An 18,174-nucleotide genomic window follows, 5' to 3' on the forward strand; every position below is an offset into this window, starting at 1 on the left:
TTCCCCGCAGGGCTTAAAAGGTGAGCTGCTCCATGCCGCCGGCGGCGCCCCCCGGGACGGGAAGTCCCAGGTGGAGATAGGCCTGCCGGGTGACGCAGCGGCCCCGGGGCGTGCGGGTGAGAAAACCCATCTGCATGAGATAGGGCTCATAGACGTCCTCCAGGGTGATGGACTCCTCGTTGATGGTGGCGGCCAGGGTCTCCAGCCCCACCGGGCCGCCGCCGTAGTGCTCGATGATGGCGCGCAGCATCCGGCGGTCCACCGCGTCCAGCCCCAGGTCGTCCACCTCCAGAGCGGTGAGGGCCTGGTCGGCCACTGCGCGGGTGATGACGCCCCCGGCCTTCACCTGGGCGAAATCCCGCACCCGGCGGAGCATCCGGTTGGCGATGCGGGGGGTGCCGCGGCTGCGCCGGGCGATCTCCATGGCCCCGTCGGGCTCGATGGGGACGTTCAGGATGCCCGCGCTCCGGGTGACGATGAGGGAGAGCTCCTCCGGCGTGTAGAGCTCCAGCCGCAGGGTGACGCCGAACCGGTCCCGCAGAGGGGCGGAGAGCTGGCCCGCCCGGGTGGTGGCCCCGATCAGGGTGAACTTGGGCAGGTCCAGGCGGATGGAGTTGGCCGAGGGACCCTTTCCGATGATGATGTCGATGGCGAAATCCTCCATGGCGGGATACAGGATCTCCTCCACCGAGCGGTTGAGCCGGTGGATCTCGTCCACGAAGAGGATGTCGTTCTCATTCAGGTTGGTGAGGAGGGCGGCCAGATCCCCCGGTTTCTCGATGGCCGGGCCGGAGGTGATGCGGATATGGACCCCCATCTCGTTGGCGATGATCCCGCTGAGGGTGGTCTTGCCCAGGCCCGGGGGGCCGTGGAGCAACACGTGGTCCAGGGGTTCATTGCGCATCTTGGCGGCCTGGATAAAGACCTCCAGGTTGTCCTTGGCCTTGCGCTGTCCGATGTATTCCGAGAGGACCTTGGGCCGGAGGGAGTACTCCCCCTCGTCCTCCTGGAGCAGCGAGGTGGTCACCAGCGGCTCTCTGGTCTCCAGGCTCCCGTCGTCCGAAAAGTCAATGCTCAAAATCTCACTTCCTCACTTGCTGCCCTGGTTCTGGGCGTGTGCTCCATGGGAGCCCAGGGCTGCTCCATAAAGATAGATCCCGTCGTCCGGTCCGTTCTGATAGCGCTTCATGGCCCTCTGAACCGGCCACACCATGCTGCCGTTATCCAGCTGAACCGCCACGTTGAGTTCTCCCTGCGGGTCCTGGTCATCCGTGACCCAATGCCCGCCATAGGTCCGGATCAATACGTCGCCGATATATGCGCCCAGCCCGAAAAGCCGCTGTCCCCGTTGCTGGGACAGCAATCCGCCGGGACCGCTCTGTTCCTCGAAAAAGCGGTCGATCTCCCGGAGACTCTCCAAGGTGTGGTCTGCCTGATAGCCGGAAAAGATCAGCGCCTCGGCAATCCAATCCCTTGCCGTGGCAAGATCCTCCAGAAGCGTCGGCCTTTTCTTTTTTCCAAACAGTGCATCCAAAAAACGCATACCGTCTCACCTACCCTGAAAGATATCCATTACTGTACCGCTCCTACGCCGGGATTATCCCTTTACCATTTTCTTGAGGGCCTGCTTGATGATGTCCTCCAGGCTGAGGGCCTCCACGTCGATGCCCTTGAGGGCCATGGCCACCTCGCTCTGGCTGTATCCCAGCACGGCCAGGGCGGCGGAGGCCTCGCTGGACTTGTTCTGGGGAATGACGGTCACACCGGTGCCGCCGTAGCTCTCGCCCTTGGGGGAGATCTGTCCCTTGGCCAGCTTGTCCTTGAGCTCCAGGATGATGCGCTGGGCGATCTTCTTCCCGATGCCCTGGGCCACGGTGAGGGCCTTCTCGTCCCCGGTGATGATGCTCATGGCCAGCCCCTCCGGCGTGGTGGCCGAGAGGATGGAGAGGGCGGCCTTGGGTCCCACGCCCGACACGCCGATGAGCAGCCGGAAGCAGTTGAGCTCATCCTCGGTGGCAAAGCCGTAGAGCTCAAAGATCTCCTCCCGCACGTAGAGATGGGTGAAGAGCTTCCCCTTCTCCCCTACGGTGAGGCGGGAGAGACTCTGGTTGGTGGTCCGGCAGGCATAGCCCACCCCACCGCAGTCGATCACCGCCAGATAGGGCTCCACATGGGCCACGGTACCGCTGACATAGTAAAACATACGCTGTTGTTTCTCCAATCCTGTTATGATCTGGTCCGGGCGGCGTAGCGGCCGCTGCCCGGGCGGGCGGAGTCCAGAAGACTCAGCCGCGAGGTAAAGGATCTGGCGTGGCACAGGGCGATGGCCACCGCGTCGGCGGCGTCGTCCGGCTTGGGGACGGCGGAGAGGCGCAGCAGCTTGCGGGTCATCTCCATGACCTGGCGCTTTTCGGCCTTTCCATAGCCGGCCACGGCCTGCTTGACCTGGGAGGGGCTGTACTCAAAAATGGGGACCCCCTCCTGTTCGGCGGCCAGGAGGATCACCCCTCTGGCCTGGGCCACACCGATACCGGTGGTCACGTTCTGGTTGAAAAAGAGCTCCTCCACCGCCATGGCGTCCGGCCGGAAGGTGGTCAGCAGCTGGTGCATATCCTCGAAGATCTGCCGAAGGCGCCCAGGGAGGGGCACCCCAGCCGGTGTCGTGATGGCCCCGCACCGGAGCAGACGCTGGGCATTCCGGTCGGCCTCCAGGATGCCGAAGCCCACGATGGCAAATCCCGGGTCGATGCCTAAAATAACCATGTCCTTCCTCCCTGCCCGGTGTTCCGATCCTCTGGGCCGGGCATAGACCCGGCGCTCAATCTTCTTTATTGTAGCACAGACGTTTGAAAATGAAAAGGAGATTTCTCTGCCTCTCTCGTGTGGAGATAGGAAAAGCCGGCGCGCATCCGCGCACCGGCTTTCGGCATGACGAGAAAGTGTATCCCCTCTCAAAAATGCCATGCGTTTTTGAGACAGGTTTATGCCCTTGGATGGGCCTTGCGGTAGACGTCCTTCAGCTTCTGGCTGACGATCTGGGTGTAGATCTGGGTGGAGGAGATGTCGGCGTGTCCCAGCATTTCCTGAATGGAGCGCAGGTCGGCCCCGTTCTCCAGCAGGTGGGCCGCAAAGGAGTGGCGCAGGGTATGGGGGGTGATCTCCTTCTGGATGCCCGCCTTCTCCTGATAGTATTTGATGAGCTTCCAGAAGCCCTGGCGGCTCATCCGCTCACCGCTCATGTTGACGAAGAGGGCCTGTTCGTCCGGGTGCTCGATCATCTGGGGGCGCACATGCTCGATGTAATCGCTCAGGGCCCGCACCGCTGCCGGATACAGGGGGATGATCCGCTCCCGGTCCCGGCCGGAGCAGCGGATAAAGGCGGCGCTCAGGTTGATGTGGTCCATATTCAGGCCGATCAGCTCGCTCACCCGGATGCCGGTGGCATAGAGCAGCTCCAGCATGGCCCGGTCCCGGCAGCCCTTGGCGTCCGAGGCGTCGGGCTGCTCCAGAAAGAGCTCCACTTCCTTGCTGGTCAGGATCTGGGGGAGCTTGCGCTCCACCTTGGCCGGAGAGAGCCCCCGGGCGGGGTTGACCTCCACCACGCCCTGACGGATCAGGAAGCTGTAAAAGGATTTCAGCGAGGCCAGAGAACGGGTCACCGTCGCGGCCGATTTCCCCTCGGAGGAGAGAAACTGCGTGTAGGATTCGACGTCTGACTGTTTTACTTGCTCAGGCAGCTTGCCTGCACCCTCCAGCCAGTGCAAAAACTGGCGGATATCACGAAGATACGAGCTCAATGTATTGGAGGCTACTTTTTTCTCCTCCGCCAGATAACGCTCATACTCTTGATAACAGTCCATCATCCAACACCTTCTTTTTCGCTATTTACCGGTTTCCTAGAGGGGAAACAGTCCGGCCGCGCCCGCCAGCAGCGAGGGGACGACCACGGATTCTAAAAAGATACACACACACAGCGCGCAGGCACACACCCCGCAGCGCAAAAAATAGAGTCTCCCATACGGGAGGGTACGCCGTCCGTCCCCCAGCATGCGGGTGGCCAGACAGCGGGACGCGATCCAACCCTGTACGCCCAGGACGAACAGCGCCGGAAGCGCGATACAGCCGGACACGCCAAAGACCACGAAGGCCAGCAGCGCGCCGCTCGCCCCGAACATCTTGACGAACGAGGCGATGGAAAAGGCCAGGAGGAATCCCCGCACGGAAAAAACCAGCGGGATACCCAGAAGCCCCAGCGTGGTAAACCCCAGTCCGAACACCAGAAGCGGCCAGCGTATGGTCTCCCAGACGGAGATCAGCAGCGGAGGAGATGCGGGCTGCACCTGTACGCTCTGTAAAAAGGAGGTCAGATATTCCGCGAGGAGGTCGTTCCCTCCCCCGCCGACCCGCACCGCCAACAGACACCCCAGGCATCCGCCCAGGAAAAAGCAGATCGATGTCACAGCGAGCGCCGCACTCAGGCCGGACGGCACGTCCCAGACTTTTGCAGTGGGTTTATGCATCTCTCTCACCTCCACCCCATCCTATGCGGAGGAGGGAGGCCTTTAGAAGCACAGAAAAACAACGGACTGGATTCATCCATAATTATAATAATCTACATAATACAATTATGCAAGAGGATTTCCAAAACTACCCGATTTTTGTCAATTATGATAACGCATTATGTATACAGTATTATGTAAATTTCAGAATGCGAAAAAAGATGTGGCCCCCAAACGGGGGCCACAAAACGCAAGATATAGCGATATACAAAACGGATACCGCAAAATGTAGCGGTATCCGTTTTGTTGTCAAAGTTAATCCGCCATCCCGGACGCAATGGCGCGCAGTGCAATGGCACACTCCAGCCGCTTGCGCTCCAGCACGCATCCCACATGGTGGGGGTGCTTGATATCGCCATTGACCAGCAGGTTGGACGCGCTGCACCCGCCGCTGCAATAGAAGCGGGCCCAGCAGTTGCCGCACTCCTCGCGGGTGTAGATGTTCAGACCGGCAAACTTTCCGGACAGCTCCATATCAAAGGTGCCGTCGTAGATGTTGCCCAGCTTGTACTCCTCGTTGCCCACGAACTGGTGGCAGGGGTAGATATCCCCTTCCGGCGTGATGGCCACATACTCACATCCGGCGCCGCAGCCGCGCAGGCGCTTGATCACGCAGGGACCCTGGGCCAGATCCACATTGAAGTGGAAGAAGTTGGTCTCGGGGTGGTCCTTGAGGTACTCGGCCAGGCGCTCGTACTCGGCCTCCAGCTCGGGCAGATCGGACTCCTGGAGGGCATAGGGATCGTCCTCCTTGCCCACCACCGGCTCCACCGAGATGTTCCGGCCGATGGCGGCCAGAGCCTTCACGTCCTCCGCGAAGTCCTTGTGGAAGCGGGTGAAGGTGCCGCGCAGGTAGTAGTCCTTGGTGCCCCGGCCCTCGATGAGTTTCTTGAACTTGGGCACGATCACGTCGTAGCTCCCCTTCCCGTTCACGGTGGGGCGCAGGTCGTCGTTGACCTCCTTGCGTCCGTCAATGGAGAGCACCGCATTGGACATCTCGCGGTTGATGTACTCGATGTTCTCGTCGCTCAGGAGCACGCCGTTGGTGGTAATGGTGAAGCGGAAGCACTTCCCCTTCTCCTTCTCGATGGAGCGGGCGTAGGCCACGGTCTCCTTCACGGTCTCCATGGCCATGAGGGGCTCGCCGCCGAAGAAGTCCACCTCGATGTTGCGGCGGGGACCGGACTTCTCGATGACGAAGTCGATGGCTTTCTTGGCGGTCTCCACGTCCATGGTCATGCGGTGGCCGGTGCCGAAATCGCCGGTGGAGGCGAAGCAGTACTTGCACCGCAGGTTGCAGTCGTGGGACACGTGGAGGCACAGGGCCTTGACCAGGGCGGACTGCTGCATGGAGGCAGCCTTCTCCCGGTCGATGTAGTCGTCCTCCTCAAAGAGGAGTCCCTCGGCGGCCAGGCCGCGCAGCTCCTGCCACGCCTCCTCCAGCGCGGCGGGATCGTACTGGGACAGAGCGGCCTTGATGTCCTCCGGGCAGTGCTCCCCCATGGGAGGGGTCACCTTCTCCAGCAGGTGGTAGGTCACCTCGTCCAGCACGTGGACCGCGCCGCTGTTGACATCCACCGCGATATTGACCCCAAGGGCTTGAAAGGTATGTACCATGTTCTTTCGATCCTCCAAATCAGATTGAGCGTCCCGGTATCGCGGGGACGTATGCGCTTACGTAGCATGGAAAAAGGGTGGGAAGCCCCACCCTTTTCAACCATGTGTGTTGGTTCTGCCTCTTACTTGTTGTTCTCGCACTTCTGGTTGGCGACGGTGCAAGAGGTCTTACAGGCGGACTGGCAAGAGGTCTGGCACTCGCCGCAGCCGCCGTGAGCAGCGCTGTTCTTCAGGGTAGCGCCGTTGAGCGTCTTGATATGCTTCATTTCTGTTTCCCTCCCATTTGATATAGGATAACCGCAATTAGTATAGCATAGACCGGAAGAAATTTCAATCACTTTCGCCGTTTTTTCCGGCGGGGCGTCATCAACTGACTGCGCAGCCCCGCGCCGCACCCGCCCAGCAGGCAGGCCAGCGCCAGCGCGACCCATCCGTTTTCCAGGGGCTGGGCGTGAAAGGCAAGGCTTCCCACCAGGAGCAGCAGGAGCAAAACCACCGCTCCGGTCCCAGCGCCCACGGGCAGCGCCCGCCGTGCGCAGCGCTTCACGGCCCACAGCGCGCCCAAAAAGGTTCCCAGAACACACGCGGCCAGCGTGATGCGGTCCATATGAGACTCCTTCAGGGCGCCCAGATAGATGGCCGCCGAGGCGGCAAGCAGTAAAAGCAGGCACAGGCCCAGGGCGATGCATCCGCCCAGCAGGATGCCGCCTGCGTAGCGGGTCCACAATTCTTTCGGCCCCTCTTCTTTTTTCGGCACAGCGCTCTCCCCTTCCTCATCGATTCTGCTCCCATTCTATGAGGCGCATGGAGCGGTCATGCCGGACCGGAGATAAAAAAAGATTCCCGCCTCCGGAAGGGACAGGAATCTTTTGATCCATTATTTCGTGGCAGCGTCCGTCTGCTGGCCCTTGGTGGAGACAGCCCACTTGGTGAACTCGATGCGCACACGGTCGGCGCCGGTCTCGATGACGATGGTCTCCTCCTTGACGGCGCAGATGGTGCCCACGATGCCGCCGATGGTGGTGATGACGTCGCCCACGGCCAGCTCGGAGCGCATCTTCTCCATGGCCTTCTTCTTCTTGTTCTCGGGACGGATCAGCATAAAGTAGAAAATGGCGATCAGCAGGACAAAGGGCAGGATCATGCTGACCATGCTTGCAGTATCACTGCCCGTCAGAAGTGCAGTTCCGATTCCGTTCAAAATAATCTCCTCCAAAATCAAAGTTCCATCACGCTTTGCACGTGAAAGATATTATACGGCAGGCTTGTCCGTTTGACAAGTGTTTTTGCGATTTTTCCCAGAATGGGCCGCACGTTACAGGCGGCGGTCCAGCTTTTCGCTGTACTCGGCCCGGAACTGGGCAAAGGTCCCGGCGTCCAGTTCGGCGCGGATGCGCGCCATGAGGCTGTTGTAGAAGTACAGGTTGTGCAGCACGGCCAGGCGCATGGCCAGCATCTCCCCTGCGGCGAAGAGATGGCGCAGGTAGGCCCGGGAGAAGTGCTGACAGGCGGGGCAGCGGCACTCCGGATCGATGGGGCTCCGGTCCAGCTTGTACTTCTCGTTCTTGATGTTGATGGAGCCCTCCCAGGTGTAGAGCTTGCCGTGGCGGGCGTTGCGGGCGGGCATCACGCAGTCGAAGAAATCCACGCCCCGGGCCACTGCCTCGATGATGTTGGAGGGGGTCCCCACGCCCATGAGATAGCGTGGCTTGTCCGGGGGCATGTGGGGCTCCACCGCGTCGATGATGTCGTACATGACCTGCGTGGGCTCACCCACCGCAAGGCCGCCGATGGCATAGCCGTCACAGGGGATCTTGGCGGTTTCCTTCATGTGCCAGACCCGCAGGTCGGGGAAGGTGGCGCCCTGGTTGATGCCGAAGAGCATCTGCTGGGGGTTCACCGCGTCGGGCTGGGCGTTGAGCCGGTCGTGCTCCTTCTTGCACCGCTCCAGCCAGCGGAGGGTCCGCTCGCAGGAGGCCTTGGCGTACTCATAGGTGGCGGGATTCTCCACGCACTCGTCAAAGGCCATGGCGATGTCCGAGCCCAGATTGGACTGGATCTGCATGGACTCCTCCGGTCCCATGAAGATGCGCCGTCCGTCGATGTGGGAGGCGAAGGTGACGCCCTCCTCCTTGATCTTGCGCAGCCCGGAGAGGGAGAACACCTGGAATCCGCCGGAATCGGTGAGGATGGGGCCGTCCCAGTCCATGAAGGCGTGGAGGCCTCCCATGTCCCGGACCACCTTGTCCCCCGGGCGCAGGTGCAGGTGGTAGGTGTTGGAGAGCTCCACCTGGCACCCGATCTCCTTCAGGTCGTGGGCGGATACCGCGCCCTTGATGGCGCCCTGGGTTCCCACATTCATGAAAACAGGGGTCTGCACCGTGCCGTGGGCACACTGGAAAACGCCCCGGCGGGCCCGCCCCTCCGTCTTAATTACTTCAAACACAGAAAAACTCCTTTGATGGAGAACGCCGCGCCTGGCCGCACTCGTTCTTCCAATTCATAATATCGCTCTTATACTAATCGCTATTATACCACAGGATAAAATCCCCTGCAATCAGAGCCCGCACGCTTCTCCCTGCAAGGACCGGAGCAGGTCCACCGCGTCCTGGACCAGGCTGCCCATGGACTGCTTCCCCACCCCGGCCACCAGGTTGTCGCAGTGGTTCACCGGGATCAGAATGCGCTTGGCCCGGCTCTGCCCCACGGCGGCGGCCATGGCCGGAGTGATCTCCCCCAGCAGAGCGTCGGCGATGACGATGCCCAGGGGCCCGATGATGGCGTCCGCTTTCCGGCACCCAACCAGGACGGCGTTCTCTCCGGTGGCGGCCAGATGGGCCCCCGCTTTCATCATGGCGCTGGTGGCCAGGCTGTTGGTGCCGACGGCGGTAATCTCCGCGTCGGGGCAGGTCTCCCGAATGGCGGCGACCAGCTGACGGCCGATCCCGCCGCCCTGACCATCAATCACAAGAACCTTCATGGGGGCATCTCCTCTTTCTCTCTCTCAGGGGTATTTTTATATCACATTAGCTTATATAGGTTGTGCCACAATGTCTGTAAAGTAATATCGCTATACAGTTGATTTTAAGAAGGACTTTCTGAATCTTTAAAAAGTTAACTGTAAAGTAGAATAACTTTCCATATATTGCAGCACAATGGATAGGACGGATTACACGTCGGATTTGGGCTGGGTTTCCTCCAGGGCGGGCATCTGGTCCGTAATGAACATGGCGTCCCCGAAGGAGAAGAAACGGTAGCGCTGCTCCACTGCCTCCCGGTAGGCGTTCAGGATGTGCTCCCGCCCGGCCAGGGCCGAGACCAGCATCACCAGCGTGGATTCGGGCAGGTGGAAATTCGTGATCAGGCAGTCCAGCACCTTGAAGCGGTAGCCCGGGTAGATGAAGATATTGGTCCAGCCAGCGCTCTCCTGCATGGTGCCGTCCGGGGCGGCCCAGCTCTCGATGGTACGGCAGGAGGTGGTGCCCACGCAGATGACGCGTCCCCCCTCCCGCTTGGTGCGGTTGATGGTCTCAGCGGTCTCGGCGGAGATCATGCAGTACTCCGAGTGCATCTCATGGTCCAGGATGTCGTCCTCCTTGACCGGCCGGAAGGTGCCCAGGCCCACGTGGAGGGTGACATAGCAGATACGCACGCCCATCGCCTCGATCTCGTGGAGCAGCTCCTTGGTGAAGTGGAGTCCGGCAGTGGGAGCCGCGGCCGAACCCACCTCCTTGGAATAGACGGTCTGATACCGCTCGGGGTCGTTCAGCTCCTCCTTGATATAGGGCGGCAGAGGCATCTTCCCCAGCTGCTCCAGCAGCTCCAGGAAGATTCCCTCGTATTCAAAGCGGATCAGGCGGTTGCCGTTATCCAGCACCTCCACCACCTCGGCCGTGAGCAGGCCGTCGCCGAAGGAGAGCCGGGTCCCGGTGCGCACCTTGCGTCCGGGCCGGACCAGGCACTCCCACACCTTTTCGCCCCGGTCCACCAGGAGGAGGACCTCCGCCGCGCCGCCGGAGGGGATGCGGTGGCCCAGCAGCCGGGCGGGCAGTACCCGGGAGTCATTGAGCACCAGGCAGTCCCCCGGCCGCAGGAGCTTGGGGAGATCGAAGAAGTGCATGTGGGCGGTCTGGCCGCTCTCCCGGTCCAGAACCAGCAGCCGGGAGGTGTCCCGCTTTTCCAGCGGGGTCTGGGCGATCAGCTCTTCCGGAAGGTCAAAGTAAAAATCAGATGTTTTCATCGGGATATGTCGACTCCTGTGTAGTAGAATTGTAAGATCTCTTGGTAAGTATAGCCCTGTTTGGCCATGGCGTTGGCGCCATATTGGCTCATGCCCACATTGTGGCCGTAGCCGGAGCCCTGGATCACAAAGCGGTCGGAACCGGCGGCGGTCCCCCCACCCAGCAGGGCGGTCCCATTGCTGGTGATCACATAGGGCGAGGCGGAGAGATCCACCTGCCCGGTGGAGCCGTCCCCGCCGATGGCGTAGAAGGAGCTCCCATCCAGCGGGGTCTGGGCGTTGTTGACATACAGCCCGCCGGAGCTGGAGGAGCTGCTCCCCCCGCCGCCCGTCACGGTATAGCGCTGGGAGCGCAGGCCCAGGAAGGTCCGGGCCTGCTCCTTCTGGAAGGTCCAGCTCTTGCCCGAGGCGTCGGTGAAGGTGATGGCTTTCACATTTCCGGTGGGGGTGGTCTCGGAGACCCGGAAGTCCACGATCTGGTCACAGGAGCGCCCGCTGCTGCGCAGCTTCTGGGTCAGCTCGTCAGCGGTATAGGTCACGCTCCAGTTATAGTTGGGGATCTGGCTGGAAATGGTGGCCTCGTAGGGGTCCACCTTGCCCCGCAGGTAGGGCAGTGCGTCGTTCCAGACGTTTTCGGAATTTTCGGTGGCTCCGCCGTCGCTGGAGGAGTACACGGCGTCGATGAGCGCGCCGTTATACCGGATGACCATGCCGGCCGTCTCCTGGGTGGCCCGGAGGGTGTTGCTTCCCGTCAGCTTCATGCCCGGATAGGCCTGACAGTGGGTCCCGTTGCACAGGTCGAAGTGGTCGGCGGCGTGCTTGCTGCTGTTGGGCTTGCGCATGGCATAGGTCCGCGCCGCGCAGGCCTGGGCCTTGAGGGCCTCCAGCGGCCAGGAGTCGCTCATCTCCTGGGAGATGACGCAGTTGATATAGTCCTCCATGCCGATGAGGTTGACCACGGTGATGTTGTCGCCCCCCACCCGCTCATAGCGGAAGCCGCCGTAATACTTATAGCCCTTGAACCAGGTGACCGGCTGGCTCACCCCGGTGATATCGGGCATGACGCCGAACACATAGCTGCTGCCCCCGTCGAACTGAAAGAGGATCTGGGCCGTGCCGGTCTCCACCACATTGATCCCGGAGGAGCTGGTCTGGACCACCTGGGCAGTGGTCCCCAGGGCGGCGGCCTCGGCCTCCGCCTGGGTGGCATAGGCCCCGGAGCGGACCTGATAGGTCCCCTCTACCCAGGCGGGAAAGCCCCCCGACACAGAAGCGGCCGCCGTCTGGGCGGAGGTAAAATCAGAATAAGTCCCGGGCCACTGGAGGGAATATCCCCCGATGGTCTGGGCCCCGCTGCTGGGCGTGGTCTGATAGGTCCCCCCAGAGAGGTAGAGAGTCTTTGTTTTCAGCATGGACAGTTTCGTTTTGCTGGTCCGTCCCAGCTCCACAAACTGATTGGCGTCGTCAAAATACCCCAGACGGTAGCCGGAGCCCACGCTGTTTTCCAGATTGGCCGACGGCATGGCGTTGCTTCCATAGTAGAGCCCGATGCGCAGAATGGTCTCCTCCGCCGGGGCCGCCCGGGCGGGCAGGCCGGAGGCGGACAGGGCGACGGCCAGGCACAGGGCAGTCCATTTGATCCATTTTCCCTTCATGGTTTTCTCCTGTTTTATCATTTAACACAGCAAAGTATTGACACGAAAGAATTCCTGTGCTACTCTAAGAGCAACGTCAGGCGTTCGTTTCCGGCGGATACCTGTCCATACAGTAAGTACAGATCAGGCCGATCCACATACCTTATGCCATTATAGTACAAAATCAGCCGGTGTGTAAACCCGCTGATTTCTTTTTTTCCCTTGGATTTTTTTCAATGGACAGACCTGATTTCTTCTGTACCAGCATAGAATCTATCAGAACAACGGGAGGTCATCAGAATGGAAAAGTACAGAGTAGGCGTGATCGGCGGCACGGGTATGGTAGGACAGAGGTTTGTCACTCTGATGGCGGAGCATCCCTGGTTCCAGCTCACCGCCATTGCGGCCAGTGCCCGCTCGGCCGGCAAGACCTACGAGGAGGCCATCGGCAATCGCTGGGCCATGGAGGCCCCCATGCCGGAGGCGGCCAAACACATGGTGGTGCTCAACGCCGAGACCGATATTGAGCGCATCGCATCCCAGGTGGATTTTGTGTTCTCCGCGGTCGATATGAAGAAGGAGGAGATCCAGGCGCTGGAGGAGGCCTATGCCAAGCATGAGTGCCCGGTGGTCTCCAACAACTCCGCCCACCGCTGGACGCCCGACGTGCCCATGGTGGTCCCCGAGATCAACCCGGAGCACCTGAGCGTGATCCCCGCTCAGCGCCGCCGTCTGGGGACCGAGCGCGGCTTCATCGCGGTCAAGTCCAACTGCTCGCTCCAGAGCTATGTACCCGCCCTCCATCCCCTGCGGGAGCGCTTCGGCCTCTCCAAGGCCCTGGTGTGTACCTATCAGGCCATCTCCGGCGCGGGCAAGACCTTTGAGACCTGGCCCGAGATGGTGGACAACGTGATCCCCTACATCGGCGGCGAGGAGGAGAAGAGTGAGCGGGAGCCCCTTAAGCTCTGGGGTCACGTGGAGGACGGTGTGATCGTCAATGCCGACTCCCCTGCCATCACCGCCCAGTGCTTCCGGGTAGCCGCTTCCGACGGCCACATGGCCGCGGTCTTTGCCAGCTTTGACCGCAAGCCCACCGAGGAGGAGATCAAGGAGGCGTGGGCGTCCTTCCGGGGCCGTCCCCAGGAGCTGGGCCTTCCCTCCGCGCCCCAGCAGTTCCTGCACTATTTCGAGGACCCCAGCCGTCCCCAGACCAAGCTGGACCGCATGACCGAGCGCGGCATGGCCGTTTGCGCCGGCCGTCTGCGTCCGGATACCCAGTATGACTACAAGTTCGTCTGCCTGTCCCACAACACGCTGCGCGGCGCGGCCGGCGGCGCGGTGCTGCTGGCCGAGCTGCTGTGTGCGGAGGGATACATCACAAGGAGGTAATGGATTGAAGAAAGAGCCTGTTTTTACCGGTGTGTGCACCGCTATCGTCACACCATTCGAACCGGACGGCGTCATCGCGTATGACGTCTTCGGAAGGTTGATCGAGGAGCAGATCGCATGCGGCGTGGACGCCATCTGTGTCTGCGGCACCACCGGTGAAAGCGCCACCATGAGCATCCGGGAGCACCACGACGCCGTGGCCTTCTGTGTCGCGCAGGTGAACCACCGGGTGAAGGTGATCGCGGGGGCGGGAAGCAATGACACCGCCGCCGCCCTCTACCTCTCCCAGCAAGCTCAGGATGCGGGGGCCGATGCTCTGCTTCATGTCACTCCTTACTATAATAAGACCACGCAGACCGGGCTCATCCGGCACTATGAGTTTCTGACCCAGCGCGTGTCTCTTCCCATCCTGCTCTACAACGTGCCCAGCCGCACGGGGCTCTCCTTTACCGCCGAGACCTACCGGGTCCTCTCCCAGAACCCGGGGATCAACGGGGTCAAGGAGGCCAGCGGGAACTTCTCCCTGGCGGCCCAGACCAGGCACCTGTGCGGGGAGGACCTCTTCCTCTGGTCGGGGAACGACGATCAGGTGGTCTCCCTCATGGCACTGGGGGCAAAGGGGGTCATCTCGGTGGCCTCCAACCTGATCCCCCGGGAGATGGGGCGCATCAGCCATCTGTGTCTGGAGGGGCGCTTTGCGGAGGCCGCGCAGCTTCAGCTCCGCTATCTGGAGCTGATCAACGCCCTCTTTCTGGAGGTCAACCCCATTCCCATCAAGGCCGCCCTGGAGATGGCGGGGTACCCGGTGGGGCCCCTCCGCCTCCCCCTCTGCCCCATCTCGGAGGCACACCGGAGGGAACTGCGGGAGGCCATGGAGCGCTCGGGGGTCCTCCCGGCCCTCACACCCTCCCCGGCTCAGAGCTCCAGGATCATGACGTAGTTTTTCAGCAAAATTCCGCCCCGCTCCACCTCCTGCTCCCGCAGCAGGGCGTAGCCCCGGGCGGCAAAGAATGGACGGGCGGTGATGGAGGCGTGGGTCTCCAATCGGCGCACCCCGGCCGCCCGGGCACAGGCCTCGGCGGCATCGCACAGGGCGGTGCCCACGCCCCTTCGCTGGGTGTCCTTGTGAACGTAGAGCCGGTCCAGATATCCGGCCGCCACGTCCAGGTCGGTAAAGCCCACGATGTGCCCGTCCTCCTCCGCGATCCAGGTCCGGTGGGCCTGAAAGGACGCGTCCCAGGCCGAAAGGTCCGGATGCCCCGTGGCCCAGACCCGGCACTGCTCCGCGGTATAGTCCCGCCGGTTCACGCTGTGGACGGTCTGGTAAAAGAGCTCCGCCAGCGCCGATACGTCAGAAGGGCGATAAGGTCGAAGATTCATGATGGACTCCTTTCTTTTGGGTAGAAAAGGACTCTGCTTTGTAAGAAGCAGAGTCCTTTTTTCGCTTTTATGGTTCATTGGTGGGATCGTCCGGCCCTTCCGGCGGGATGACCTCCGGCTCCCCGCCCTTGACGGGGCGAATGCCCTTCTGGGTGAGGCGCGCCCGGGTCCACTCGCCTACCAGCGCATAGATCACCGCAAAGGTGGGCACGCCCAGCAGCATCCCGGGGAAGCCGAACAGGCCCCCGCCCACCACGATGGAGATGAGCACCCAGAAGGCCGAGATCCCGGTGCTGTCGCCCAGGATCTTGGGGCCGAGGATGTTTCCGTCGAACTGCTGCAGGGCCAGGGCCAGGATGCCGAAGCGCAGGGCCTGCCAGGGGTCCACCAGCAGCAGGATGAGCACGCAGGGGACTGCGCCCACGATGGGGCCGAAGAAGGGGATCACATTGGTCACCCCGATGACCACGCTGATGAGCACCGGGAATTCGATCCGCAGGAGCGAGGTCAGGAAAAAGCACAGCACGCCGATGATGGCGCTGTCCAGGATCTTTCCGTTGATGAAGCCGGAGAAGATGCCGTTGGCCTGGGCACACACGGTGATGAGCCGATTGGCCTTTCTGGTGGGCAGAATCGCATAGACCAGCTTTTTGGACTGAAGGGACAGGCGGTCCTTGTCCAGCAGCATGTAGACCGAGGAGATCACGGTGGTGATGGCCGAGATCACGCCGGACACCACCCCGCTGCCCACGGCCACGCCCATGCTCAGCACATAGGGCACCGCCTTGGAGAGCATGTTGGACAGGTTCGTCATGATGTCCTTATAGGAGGAATTCAGGTCCAAAAGGAACTCGTTGAGGGCATTCTGGTCGATGTTCAGCTGGATCGCCGCCTCCTGCATCCAGGTGTTGATATTCAGGAAAAAGCTCTGGATGATGCTGTACAGCGCCACGATGCTCTGCACGATCTGGGGCAGGATGAGCTTGACCAGAACGGCCAGCAGCGCGATGACCAGGAGATACACCAACAGCACCGCAAGGCCCCGCCGGCATTTGAATCGATAGAAGACCTTCTGCTCAAAATAGTTGGTCGGGCCGTTGAGGAGGTAGGCAAAGGCAAACCCCACGATAAACGGCATCAGCACGCCGGTGATCATGGAGACCACCCCGCGCACCATATCAAAATGGGAAAAGATCAGGTAAAACGCGATTCCGGCCAGGACTACCAGCAGATTGGACCACATGCGCTCGTCCAGCGAGAACCATTTCTTCTTTTCCTTCACAGGCATTCCACCCTTCTCATCGGTACTGGTCCGGCAAATCAGCCCAGCAGGGCACGGTGGAACACTTTCTTGCCCTTCTTGATCATGAGACCCTCGTCGCCGAAGGAGGCGGCGTCAAAGGCGGCGTTCACGTCGGAGACCTTCTCGCCGTTGACCGACACACCGCCCTGCTCCACCAGACGGCGGCCTTCCTTCTTGGAGGGGACCAGGCCGCACTTGAGGAGCAGATCCAGCACGCCGATGGAGCCCTCGGTCAGGTCGCCGGTCTCCAGCGTGGTGGTGGGCACGTTGCTCATGTCGCCGCCGCCCACGAAGAGGGCCTTAGCGGCGTCCTGGGCCTTCTGGGCCTCCTCGGTGCCGTGGACCAGCTGGGTCAGCTCAAAGGCCAGGATCTCCTTGGCGGTGTTGAGCTGGGCGCCCTCCCAATGGTCCATCTCGTCGATCTGCTCGATGGGCAGGAAGGTGAGCATCCGCAGGCACTTGAGCACGTCGGCGTCGCCCACGTTGCGCCAGTACTGGTAGAACTCGTAGGGAGAAGTCTTGTTGGGGTCCAGCCACACGGCGCCGGACTGGGTCTTGCCCATCTTCTTGCCCTCGGAGTTGAGCAGCAGGGTTATGGTCATGGCGTGGGCGTCCTTGCCCAGCTTGCGGCGGATGAGCTCGGTGCCGCCCAGCATGTTGGACCACTGGTCGTCGCCGCCGAACTGCATGTTGCAGCCGTAGTGCTGGAAGAGGTGGTAGAAGTCGTAGGACTGCATGATCATGTAGTTGAACTCCAGGAAGGACAGACCCTTCTCCATGCGCTGCTTGTAGCACTCGGCCCGCAGCATGTTGTTCACCGAGAAGCAGGCGCCCACTTCCCGCAGGAGTTCCACATAGTTGAGCTTCATGAGCCAGTCGGCGTTGTTGACCATCTGGGCCTTGCCCTCGCCGAACTCGATGAAGCGCTCCATCTGCTTCTTGAAGCAGTCGCAGTTGTGCTGGATGGTCTCGGGGGTCATCATCTGGCGCATGTCGGTGCGGCCGGAGGGGTCGCCCACCATGCCGGTGCCGCCGCCGATAAGGGCGATGGGCCGGTTGCCCGCCATCTGGAGCCGCTTCATCAGGCACAGGGCCATGAAGTGGCCCACGTGGAGGGAGTCAGCGGTGGGGTCAAAGCCGATGTAGAATACCGCCTTGCCCTCGTTGATCATCTTGGAGATCTCCTCCTCGTTGGTCACCTGGGCGATCAGGCCGCGGGCCTTCAGTTCTTCGTAGCAAGTCATCTTCCATTCTCCTTTGATCGGATTCTGATGGGAATCCGTTTTGTTACAGTTTAATAGAGCCGCGTTCCGCAGTGGGGACATTTGGGGTCGTCCAGATCATGGAGCGTTCCGCAGACAGGACAGCGGGTCTGGGCGATGCCGGAGCCGGAGCTGCCGGAAGCGCTCTCAGCCAGGTAAAAATCCAGCCGGCGGCAGTTCTGGCAGCACCAGACCTCGACCGGCAGGAGATTCTCCCCGTCGAAATGCTCCAGGTTGCCCCGCAGATGCCAGCCGGGAGCACCTTTCTTCAGAAAATGCGATCCCATGGGCGCCATCGTACCGCCGCAGCGGATGCAGGTATCCCGCTCCATATTCTCCCCCCGTTTCGCAAAAAAACGCCCTCTGTCCCATTCGGACAGAGGGCGTGGATCACGCGGTACCACCTCTGGTTCGTCTCCCCCTCACGGCGGGAGACCTCGTCGAGTGCCATCACACTCCCAGCGCGATAACGGGCGCACCCGACCCTCCCTACTTGACCTGAGCGTTCAGGGGGCTGCTCCGGGGTGTATTCACGGCGTCCGCTCTCCTCTTTTCACCAATCCAGAGGCTCTCTTTGCAGCGGTGGGGCCGTTACTTCTCCCCATCATCACAGTGATTGAGATGTATTATAGCGCAGTCCTCCCGGTTTGTCAAATGGAGATTTCCGCGTCCTTCAATTCGCAAAGTAAAAAATAAACATAAAAAAATCCGCCCCGGTTGGGGCGGAATAGTCTAAAGAATAAGTGTTAAGCCCCACTACCTAACCAACAAATTATTTGCCCTTGGACAC

General features: G+C 61.4%; 20 protein-coding genes and 1 other annotated feature. Of the genes, 2 read left to right on the forward strand and 18 right to left on the reverse strand.

Annotated elements, in window-relative coordinates:
• Positions 1-13 precede the first annotated feature (13 nt).
• From ruvB to H8S34_RS10090, 14 genes are all read right to left on the reverse strand, one after another.
• On the reverse strand, positions 14-1,078 hold the full coding sequence (ruvB, locus tag H8S34_RS10025) for a Holliday junction branch migration DNA helicase RuvB (RefSeq protein ID WP_101693070.1): 1,065 nt from the start codon (positions 1,076-1,078) through the stop codon (positions 14-16).
• Between the two features lie 12 nt (positions 1,079-1,090).
• A complete protein-coding gene (locus H8S34_RS10030; protein WP_101693069.1) occupies positions 1,091-1,543 on the reverse strand; it encodes a hypothetical protein in 453 nt (150 codons plus the stop codon).
• A gap of 54 nt (positions 1,544-1,597) precedes the next feature.
• Positions 1,598-2,203, reverse strand: a complete 606-nt coding sequence (gene ruvA, locus H8S34_RS10035; RefSeq protein WP_186963899.1) for a Holliday junction branch migration protein RuvA — start codon at positions 2,201-2,203, stop codon at positions 1,598-1,600.
• Between the two features lie 23 nt (positions 2,204-2,226).
• The gene (ruvC, locus tag H8S34_RS10040) at positions 2,227-2,763 is read right to left on the reverse strand and encodes a crossover junction endodeoxyribonuclease RuvC (protein ID WP_101693067.1); all 537 of its coding nucleotides are present in this window, start codon (positions 2,761-2,763) and stop codon (positions 2,227-2,229) included.
• Positions 2,764-2,981: 218 nt separating this feature from the next.
• Positions 2,982-3,863: a site-specific tyrosine recombinase XerD gene (gene xerD, locus H8S34_RS10045; protein ID WP_101693066.1), complete on the reverse strand. Its 882-nt coding sequence runs from the start codon at positions 3,861-3,863 to the stop codon at positions 2,982-2,984.
• Between the two features lie 33 nt (positions 3,864-3,896).
• On the reverse strand, positions 3,897-4,520 hold the full coding sequence (locus H8S34_RS10050; RefSeq protein WP_101693065.1) for a stage II sporulation protein M: 624 nt from the start codon (positions 4,518-4,520) through the stop codon (positions 3,897-3,899).
• 294 nt (positions 4,521-4,814) lie between these two features.
• Positions 4,815-6,176, reverse strand: a complete 1,362-nt coding sequence (gene scfB / locus H8S34_RS10055) for a thioether cross-link-forming SCIFF peptide maturase (protein ID WP_101693064.1) — start codon at positions 6,174-6,176, stop codon at positions 4,815-4,817.
• A 122-nt stretch (positions 6,177-6,298) separates the two neighbouring features.
• Entirely contained in the window at positions 6,299-6,442 is a 144-nt protein-coding gene (gene scfA / locus H8S34_RS10060) for a six-cysteine ranthipeptide SCIFF (protein WP_101693063.1), read from the reverse strand.
• 68 nt (positions 6,443-6,510) lie between these two features.
• Positions 6,511-6,933 carry a TIGR04086 family membrane protein gene (locus tag H8S34_RS10065; RefSeq protein WP_186963900.1) on the reverse strand — a complete coding sequence of 141 codons (423 nt, stop codon included), beginning with the start codon at positions 6,931-6,933 and terminating at the stop codon, positions 6,511-6,513.
• 120 nt (positions 6,934-7,053) lie between these two features.
• Positions 7,054-7,377 (reverse strand): preprotein translocase subunit YajC, encoded by a 324-nt coding sequence (gene yajC, locus H8S34_RS10070; protein ID WP_366485849.1) that lies wholly within the window; start codon positions 7,375-7,377, stop codon positions 7,054-7,056.
• Positions 7,378-7,491: 114 nt separating this feature from the next.
• Positions 7,492-8,622 (reverse strand): tRNA guanosine(34) transglycosylase Tgt, encoded by a 1,131-nt coding sequence (gene tgt, locus H8S34_RS10075; protein ID WP_101693061.1) that lies wholly within the window; start codon positions 8,620-8,622, stop codon positions 7,492-7,494.
• Between the two features lie 111 nt (positions 8,623-8,733).
• Positions 8,734-9,156 (reverse strand): DUF3842 family protein, encoded by a 423-nt coding sequence (locus tag H8S34_RS10080; RefSeq protein WP_101693060.1) that lies wholly within the window; start codon positions 9,154-9,156, stop codon positions 8,734-8,736.
• 189 nt (positions 9,157-9,345) lie between these two features.
• A complete protein-coding gene (gene queA / locus H8S34_RS10085; RefSeq protein ID WP_186963901.1) occupies positions 9,346-10,416 on the reverse strand; it encodes a tRNA preQ1(34) S-adenosylmethionine ribosyltransferase-isomerase QueA in 1,071 nt (356 codons plus the stop codon).
• Positions 10,413-12,071 (reverse strand): SpoIID/LytB domain-containing protein, encoded by a 1,659-nt coding sequence (locus H8S34_RS10090; RefSeq protein ID WP_186963902.1) that lies wholly within the window; start codon positions 12,069-12,071, stop codon positions 10,413-10,415. Before H8S34_RS10090 ends, queA begins: the two co-directional genes overlap by 4 nt.
• A 279-nt stretch (positions 12,072-12,350) precedes the next feature.
• Between H8S34_RS10090 and asd the strand changes: the two genes are divergently transcribed.
• Both asd and dapA read left to right on the forward strand, forming a co-directional pair.
• Complete coding sequence (gene asd, locus H8S34_RS10095) at positions 12,351-13,439, forward strand: aspartate-semialdehyde dehydrogenase (RefSeq protein WP_101693057.1); 1,089 nt, start codon at positions 12,351-12,353, stop codon at positions 13,437-13,439.
• A gap of 4 nt (positions 13,440-13,443) precedes the next feature.
• Positions 13,444-14,379 (forward strand): 4-hydroxy-tetrahydrodipicolinate synthase, encoded by a 936-nt coding sequence (gene dapA, locus H8S34_RS10100; protein ID WP_243207979.1) that lies wholly within the window; start codon positions 13,444-13,446, stop codon positions 14,377-14,379.
• Here dapA and H8S34_RS10105 read toward each other — a convergent pair.
• The 4 genes from H8S34_RS10105 to H8S34_RS10120 all read right to left on the reverse strand — a co-directional run bounded on the left by H8S34_RS10105 (position 14,355) and on the right by H8S34_RS10120 (position 17,716).
• The gene (locus tag H8S34_RS10105; protein WP_186963904.1) at positions 14,355-14,819 is read right to left on the reverse strand and encodes a GNAT family N-acetyltransferase; all 465 of its coding nucleotides are present in this window, start codon (positions 14,817-14,819) and stop codon (positions 14,355-14,357) included. The genes dapA and H8S34_RS10105 overlap by 25 nt on opposite strands.
• A 67-nt stretch (positions 14,820-14,886) precedes the next feature.
• Positions 14,887-16,107, reverse strand: coding sequence for an AI-2E family transporter (locus tag H8S34_RS10110; RefSeq protein ID WP_207724940.1), 1,221 nt, complete (start codon positions 16,105-16,107; stop codon positions 14,887-14,889).
• A gap of 32 nt (positions 16,108-16,139) precedes the next feature.
• Positions 16,140-17,366, reverse strand: coding sequence for a tyrosine--tRNA ligase (gene tyrS, locus H8S34_RS10115; protein WP_101693054.1), 1,227 nt, complete (start codon positions 17,364-17,366; stop codon positions 16,140-16,142).
• A gap of 50 nt (positions 17,367-17,416) precedes the next feature.
• The gene (locus H8S34_RS10120; RefSeq protein ID WP_101693053.1) at positions 17,417-17,716 is read right to left on the reverse strand and encodes a zinc ribbon domain-containing protein; all 300 of its coding nucleotides are present in this window, start codon (positions 17,714-17,716) and stop codon (positions 17,417-17,419) included.
• A gap of 44 nt (positions 17,717-17,760) precedes the next feature.
• Positions 17,761-18,001 (reverse strand) — a binding site (T-box leader).
• Between the last annotated feature and the right edge of the window lie 173 nt (positions 18,002-18,174).

The sequence above is a fragment of the Pseudoflavonifractor hominis genome, from assembly GCF_014288125.1.
In the GTDB taxonomy this organism is placed as follows: Bacteria; Bacillota; Clostridia; order Oscillospirales; family Oscillospiraceae; genus Pseudoflavonifractor_A; species Pseudoflavonifractor_A gallinarum.